Genomic DNA, 6,763 nt, shown 5'->3' with positions numbered 1-6,763 from the left:
ACTTACAAAGTAGCAAAAGAAGATTTGAAAAATTTTGAAAAAATTACAGAGCATGTGGTTGGTAGAATAAACGACACAATTAAAGACGCATTAATAGCAGCAAACTAATGGCAACAGAATATAACATCCCGAATTTGTTTTTAGAAGCCTTTGGGCTAAAAATACGTGATTCGTATGGTATTGAAATTGAGGACAAACCTAACGACCCTAACGGGCTGTTTAATGGAATTTCCGTAATTGAATCCGATGAAGTTACTGATGTTACAGCTTTAGGAACTCCTATAGTTTCACCAATAACGTTTTTGGAAGGAACTTATAAAGCATACAATACAAATGGCGAAATAGTTGATATTCAAAAATCGGATTTTCGTTTACCAATTTCAACGGTAGTTTCATTTAATCGTGAAAAAATAATTGGAGTTACCAAAGTTAACGGTGGTCGTGGAACCGTAAAAGAACAATATGGATTTGATGATTGGAAGATTACAATAAATGGTTTTTTTATTGAAGAATCTGGACAGCCTCAAGGTTTTAAAAAACCAAAAGACCAAGAAAAAGAAGTAATAAGTTGGGAAACATTAGCGGATTCAATAGGTGTTATCAGTCCAATTTTCAGAGAAAAAAACATTAATTATTTAACAATTTTAAGTGTTTCTATTGAAGGAATGCGAGGTAAGCCAAATATTAGAGCTTTTACAATAAACGCATTATCAGACGAACCAATTGAATTAAATATAAAATCAACAGTATGACAGTGGCTATGGTTTCTAAAATTATATTTCCAGCTCGAGAAAACCGAGAGGAAATAATAATTAGAAAAGTAAACGGAGTTACTATTGAAGAAACATGGGAAAATTTGACTAATACAGCAATTATAAAATTACCCAGAAACGTAAAGGACTTTGATAAAAAAAATGTAAAAACCATTTTTAAAAAAGGTGATCCTGTTTTAATTTATTTAGGTTATGACGAAAATTTGATATTAGAGTTTGATGGTTTTATAAATGAAGTTTCTGCAGATTTTCCAATAGTTATCAAATGTGATGATTATATGTATTTGTTAAAAAAGCATCAAGTAAACATTTCAATGCGTTCAACAAAGCTAATTGATTTAGTCAGAGCCATAATTCCTGCAGGAATTGAAATTGATGTCGCTGATATTAATATAGGGACAAAAAGGTTTCCAAATACTACTACAGCAAAAGTATTGGAAGAGTTACAAGGTATAAACATTTACAGCTATTTTAAAGGTAGAACATTAGTAGTTGGTAAAATTTATACAGATGATACGGCAATTCCTGTTGTTTTTAATTTTAATCAAAACATTGTTGATCATCAATTACAGTACAAAAATAAAGAAGACGTTTTAATAAAAATCAAAGGGGTTTCCACCTTACCAAACGGAAGAAAAATAACAGCAGAATTTGGCGATGATAAAGGCACAGAACAACATTTGTCTTATTATAATATAAAATTAGAAGCCGAAGTTTTAAAACTTGTAAAAGCAGATTATGAAAAATTTAAAGTTGAAGGCTTTGAAGGTCATATAACTGCTTTTGGGTCGCCAAGCGTTCATCATGGAATGAAAGCTAAATTGATTAGTAATGAATATCCAGATAGAAAAGGTTTGTATTTTATTAAAAAAGTGGTAAAGAATTTTGACGATTCTCCAAAGTACCATCAAGAAATATATTTAGATAAAAAAGCAGAATAATGAGTAATAAATTACTAGAATTTAAAAAGTTATTAGCTAATAAAATTCATTCAAAAATACCTGTTCAAACGGAATGGGTAAAAGTAAGTGAAATTGATTGGGACAATAAGACAATGACTGCAATTGGCGAATTGAATAATTTGGAATACCATGATGTTGTTTTAGGAATTGGATCATTTAATATTAAACCAAAAATTGGAACAATTGCACTTGTTGGAGCAATTCATAATGGTGAAGCTTGTTTTATGATTTTGTGTGAAGAAATTGAAGAAATTGAAATCATTGATAAATCGGGTTTTAAATTCAGTTTAAACGATGGTTTAATGACAATTAATGGTGATGAATTTGGAGGTGTTGTAAATGCAAAAGAGTTAAAAACTCAATTGGACAAAAACACCTTAATTATAGAAAAAATACAAATGGCATTTCAAAACTGGACACCAGTACCTAATGATGGTGGCGCGAGTTTAAAAACTGCTTCATCAACTTTTGTTGGATTGGCAAAATCAAATTTTTCTAATATAGAAAATCAAACAATTAAGCATGGAAAAGGCTAAGGATATTTTATTAGGTAATGAGAATGATTTGCAAATTATAAATGGTGATTTTTTAATTGGCGAAAGCGAAATACAAGAAGTTGGTATTATTTTACAAATGAACCAAGGCGAATTGAAAAGTGATCCTTTGATTGGAGCAAATTTAGTAACAATGATTAGAGGTGGTTTTGACAAAGAAAAAATTGAAAGACATCTTGAAACACAAATGAATTTAGATAATAAAAATTTTCAAGATATAAAACAAAAAATTAGTTATGGTAGAATTGTTTAAAGATTACATCGGTCAAATATTAATACTAATTATTACATCTTTTATTACATGGTTTATAACTAAAAGAAAACAAAACGCCGATATAAACACTACCGAAATTGATAACGGTTCAAAAGTAGTAAAGCTATATAAAGACTCACTGGACGATTTAGGAGATCGATATCAAAAAAAGTATTTAGATATTGAATTACAAGCAAAAAACATAGCGATTCTTTTTGAAAATAAAGAACAATTATTAATGCAAGAAATCGCGTATCATAAAAAACAAACCATTTTATATAAAAAAATGTACGACGATAAAGTTCGAGAATTTAATAAATATAAAAAAGAACATCCTTAAATGACTGTAATTGAAAAACAATCGTTGATTGATATTGCTATTCAAGAGCATGGTACTTGTTTAGCTTGTTTTGACGTAGCATTAGTTAATGGTGTTTCTATTACAGATGAATTAATGCCAGGACAAAAATTAGACATAAAATTATCTGAACACAACAATCCAGATTTAACAAGATATTTTAAAAACAAAAGCCAAAAAATCGCAACTTATTTAAGTGCTGAGTTAATTGATGTTTTAAACGAAAGTGGACTAGGATATATGCAAATAGAAAATAATTTCAAAGTATCATAAAATGGCAAGAAGTATCAACGAAATACAAGCACAAATATTAAATGAAATTGCATCTAATGAAAATTTGCAGGATTTAAATTCTACAAGTAGAGTTTCAATTTATAGACTGATCATATTTATAGTTTCTTTTGCTATCTGGTCACTTGAAAAACTTTTCGACATCCATTCTGCTCAAATTGACACAGCAATAAATGAGCAAAAAGCTGGGCGACCAAATGATTACAAAAACGCAGCCTTAAATTTTCAATACGGATTTCCATTATTGCCAGACTCAATTGAATTTGATAATACGGGTTACACTCCAGAAGAAATTGAAGCTTCAAAAATTATAAAATATTGCTCGGTCAAAGAATCCAGCCAAAGTGCCCGCTTGATTATAAAAACGGCGGGCGAAGTTGGCGGCGAGCTGCAGGAGCTAACTCCAGAACAGGAAAGTGCCTTTATTGCTTATATGGAGGACTGGTTTAAATGGGCGGGTGTTAAATTATCGATTGTAAACTACCCAGCAGACGAACTAAAAATAATTATGCAAGTGTTTAGAAATCCCTTAGTAATTGACGCTAATGGGCAAAGCATTTTAGACGGTGATAGACCTGTAGAGCTACGAATTAATCAATATTTAAAGCAATTAGATTTTAATGGCGAATTAGTAATAAACGATTTAATTGAAAGATTGCGTGAGTTACCAGGAGTGGATAATGTGAATATCTTATCTATGAATTCAAAGGCATATAATGAAATTGATTTTACAAATATTTCAGTTTCAAAAACACCTGAAGCGGGCTACTTTAAAATAACAGATTTTACGAATATTACTTATGTGGTTTAATATTAATTATAATCAATTAGCAGCACTATTAACGCCTACATTTTTGCGAAAACCTAAAATATTAGCCTTTTTGTCGGCATTGGTTTTGCCAATTCAATTGCTGCATATTCAATGGCTTTCAAAGCGTGAACGTGATTGGTATATAATTAATCACACAGGTCAAGTTTATTCATTGAGAAATGCTTTAAATGATTTTTTAGACCCAAGTTTAAGACGGATATATATAAGTGATGGAGATTCTTTTCCAAGAGATTACATTTATACAACATCAGAAAATAAGCCAGTTTATTTAGGTAAAATTTTCATTAAAACCAGTTCTGAATATTTTGGCACGGGAGTAGATTTTTATGTTCATGTTCCGCCAGAAATCATTGCATCCAGCATTTACGAAATTAAACACATAGTTGAATTATATAGACTAGCAAGTAAACGATATCTAATTATTCCAATATAAAATGAATACATATAATTTTTTACAAACAGGCGGATTTCCATTTGAAGTTAACATACTTGAGGGTATGCAAAAAGCCTTTGAAATATTTAATTGTTTAGGTGCGTTAGCTGGTCCAAAAACAATTATTTCAGGTTGTGTTGCTACGGGCTCAAACATTAGTAACGGATTTGTTCATATTGATGGAGAAATTTATCCTTTTTTAGGCGGTACGGCTCAAGGTAGTGTTGTTATTATAACCACAACTCAAAGCGCCGAATTTGAAGATTTAACCACAAAAGAAATTAAAGAAATAAAACACGTACAGTTTGGAACTGGTGTTGGAAGTATTTTATGGGCTGATTTTAAACGTCCAGAAACAACTACTCAGTTGACAACATTGATACAAAATTTAACTACTCGTGTTGAAACTTTAGAGGCGCAACCTGATGCAATTCCCGTAGGAATGATAGCAATTTGGGACAGACCAGCTGTAGAAATTCCTGTTGGTTGGGCGGAATACTTACCATTAAGAGGACGTATGCCTGTTGGTGTGGATCCGTCTTATACACAAGGATCAGACAATACAAATTATGGATTAGAAATTTTAAATAATACTGGCGGAAAACGTGAGCATAAATTGACTAAGCCAGAATTACCAAATTATAATTTAACAAGAACCGTCGGTAACGAAACTGTACAACCAGGTGGTACAAGTATAGCGAGTTCAGGCGCGGGCGCAATGTTTACACAAAATATACCATCAGGGGGTGAAGATAAAGCACATACTAATATGTCACCTTACAGAGTAGTTCATTTCATTAAATACGTAGGATAATGGCAACATCAAAAAATACATTAAAGAACTGGTTTAAAACAGGAATGTTTCCAACACAATCACAATTTTGGGCTTGGTTAGATTCTTATCATCATAAAGATGAAAACATACCTGTCGCTAAAATTGAAGGCTTAAACGAATTGCTTACGCCAGTTAATGAGCATTTCAATGATCCAAATGCTCATACAGAATTGTTTGATAAATTTTCCGAAATCAATACTATAGTTGTTGATAGTGGATTCATAAAACAGGATAATGTATTTAAAGCTCTTGCTAATTCACGTTGGAATATAAAAGCTCAAGAGTTCACTAATTCAGCAGATATTGAAATACCCATTCCATTATGTGCTGCAGGTATGGTTAGAACTGATAGAGTTGTTTTAAACATGAATAATCAATTTGTTTTAGTACAAGGCGTTGAAGTATCTGATAACCCAGTTCCTCCAACGAAACCAGTAAATACATTAGAATATACTTTTATTCCTGTAAATGATTCCGAAGTTGGTGAGCCAGACACTCCAACTATAGGAAATATATTCAATAAAAAAGATTACGACAAGGTATATACTTTCAATGCTTCAGGTGCTGATGTTGAAATTCCTTTTAACGTAAGTGGTTTTGGGACAATAGAATTAACTGGTTCGTTGACTTCAGTAAAAGGATTTTCTTTAATAGATTTAGCAGCTAATCCAACTTTAGCGGAATGGCCTCATAAAGGAAAACCAATTTATTTAATAAACAGAAGCGGTCATAATGTTGAATTATTACACAATAATTTAACAGCAATTGTTCCCTTTAATTTCGATAGTAATTCAAGTATTATAATTCCTAATAATGGAAAAATTTTGCTTAAGGTAATGACTAATAATATAATTGATTTTTTTAAAAGCTGGGGTGATGATCCAGCAAAACTAGACAAAGTTTCAACAGTTGATGTAGATAAAGTTTATGTGAAAAATGCTGATGGAACTCAGGGTATGAAGCCTGTTAGTGAGTTGGGCGGTGGTTTAAGAAGTCATTTTATAAACTTCGAATTATACCAAAATAACGGAGCTCAACACTTTATAAATTTAACTCCTTTTGAAAGATTTGGTTCAACATTTACAGATTTCGGTAGATATATACAAGGTGGTATGGACGAGGTCAATGACTTGTTGTATGATTATCGAACATTAAGATTTATCGTTCCTTTTAAGTCAAAAATAAAAAGAGTTTTGTGTAATCATAATAATTTAGGTGTAGATATTACAATGAGTATTTATGCTTTTGATGTATCGGGAGTTTATACAATAAATAATAGAACCGTAGCGAAATTTTTAATAAATAACGGTAATGCTGGAACTAGAAAAAACGAGTTTACAAACACTTCTGATATTTATCCAAGTCAAACTTTAGAAAAAGGCTCTTTTTTAACCGTCCTTTTGAAAACCGACACAGGATATTTAACAATCCAAGCAAATAGTTTTTTAATTGAATTAGAAGAAATTATTTAA

10 protein-coding genes are annotated in these 6,763 nt (G+C 31.0%); all 10 read left to right on the top strand.

From position 1 onward, the window contains the following. Positions 1-107: 107 nt before the first annotated feature. From UEQ13_RS12635 to UEQ13_RS12590, 10 genes are read left to right on the top strand one after another with little or no spacing between them, the layout of a single operon-like run. Positions 108-752 (top strand): DUF6046 domain-containing protein, encoded by a 645-nt coding sequence (locus UEQ13_RS12635; RefSeq protein WP_329804644.1) that lies wholly within the window; start codon positions 108-110, stop codon positions 750-752. Next, positions 749-1,714, top strand: a complete 966-nt coding sequence (locus tag UEQ13_RS12630) for a hypothetical protein (protein WP_329804643.1) — start codon at positions 749-751, stop codon at positions 1,712-1,714. The genes UEQ13_RS12635 and UEQ13_RS12630 overlap by 4 nt, the downstream gene beginning before the upstream one ends. Further along, entirely contained in the window at positions 1,714-2,271 is a 558-nt protein-coding gene (locus tag UEQ13_RS12625; protein WP_329804642.1) for a hypothetical protein, read from the top strand. Before UEQ13_RS12630 ends, UEQ13_RS12625 begins: the two co-directional genes overlap by 1 nt. Continuing rightward, a complete protein-coding gene (locus tag UEQ13_RS12620) occupies positions 2,258-2,542 on the top strand; it encodes a hypothetical protein (protein ID WP_329804641.1) in 285 nt (94 codons plus the stop codon). Before UEQ13_RS12625 ends, UEQ13_RS12620 begins: the two co-directional genes overlap by 14 nt. Continuing rightward, positions 2,526-2,882 (top strand): hypothetical protein, encoded by a 357-nt coding sequence (locus UEQ13_RS12615; RefSeq protein WP_329804640.1) that lies wholly within the window; start codon positions 2,526-2,528, stop codon positions 2,880-2,882. Before UEQ13_RS12620 ends, UEQ13_RS12615 begins: the two co-directional genes overlap by 17 nt. After that, positions 2,883-3,173, top strand: a complete 291-nt coding sequence (locus tag UEQ13_RS12610; RefSeq protein ID WP_329804639.1) for a hypothetical protein — start codon at positions 2,883-2,885, stop codon at positions 3,171-3,173. 1 nt (position 3,174) lies between these two features. Then, entirely contained in the window at positions 3,175-4,002 is an 828-nt protein-coding gene (locus UEQ13_RS12605; protein WP_329804638.1) for a nucleotidyltransferase, read from the top strand. Continuing rightward, positions 3,992-4,456 carry a hypothetical protein gene (locus UEQ13_RS12600; protein WP_329804637.1) on the top strand — a complete coding sequence of 155 codons (465 nt, stop codon included), beginning with the start codon at positions 3,992-3,994 and terminating at the stop codon, positions 4,454-4,456. Before UEQ13_RS12605 ends, UEQ13_RS12600 begins: the two co-directional genes overlap by 11 nt. Position 4,457: 1 nt before the next feature. Next, positions 4,458-5,270, top strand: coding sequence for a hypothetical protein (locus UEQ13_RS12595; RefSeq protein WP_329804636.1), 813 nt, complete (start codon positions 4,458-4,460; stop codon positions 5,268-5,270). Next, positions 5,270-6,763 carry a hypothetical protein gene (locus UEQ13_RS12590; protein ID WP_329804635.1) on the top strand — a complete coding sequence of 498 codons (1,494 nt, stop codon included), beginning with the start codon at positions 5,270-5,272 and terminating at the stop codon, positions 6,761-6,763. The genes UEQ13_RS12595 and UEQ13_RS12590 overlap by 1 nt, the downstream gene beginning before the upstream one ends.

Origin of the sequence: Flavobacterium facile, from assembly GCF_036321945.1 — a bacterium.
GTDB lineage: Bacteria > Bacteroidota > Bacteroidia > Flavobacteriales > Flavobacteriaceae > Flavobacterium > Flavobacterium facile.
The sequence above is the reverse complement of the archived record's forward strand: the minus strand, read 5'-3'. Positions and strand labels throughout refer to the sequence as shown.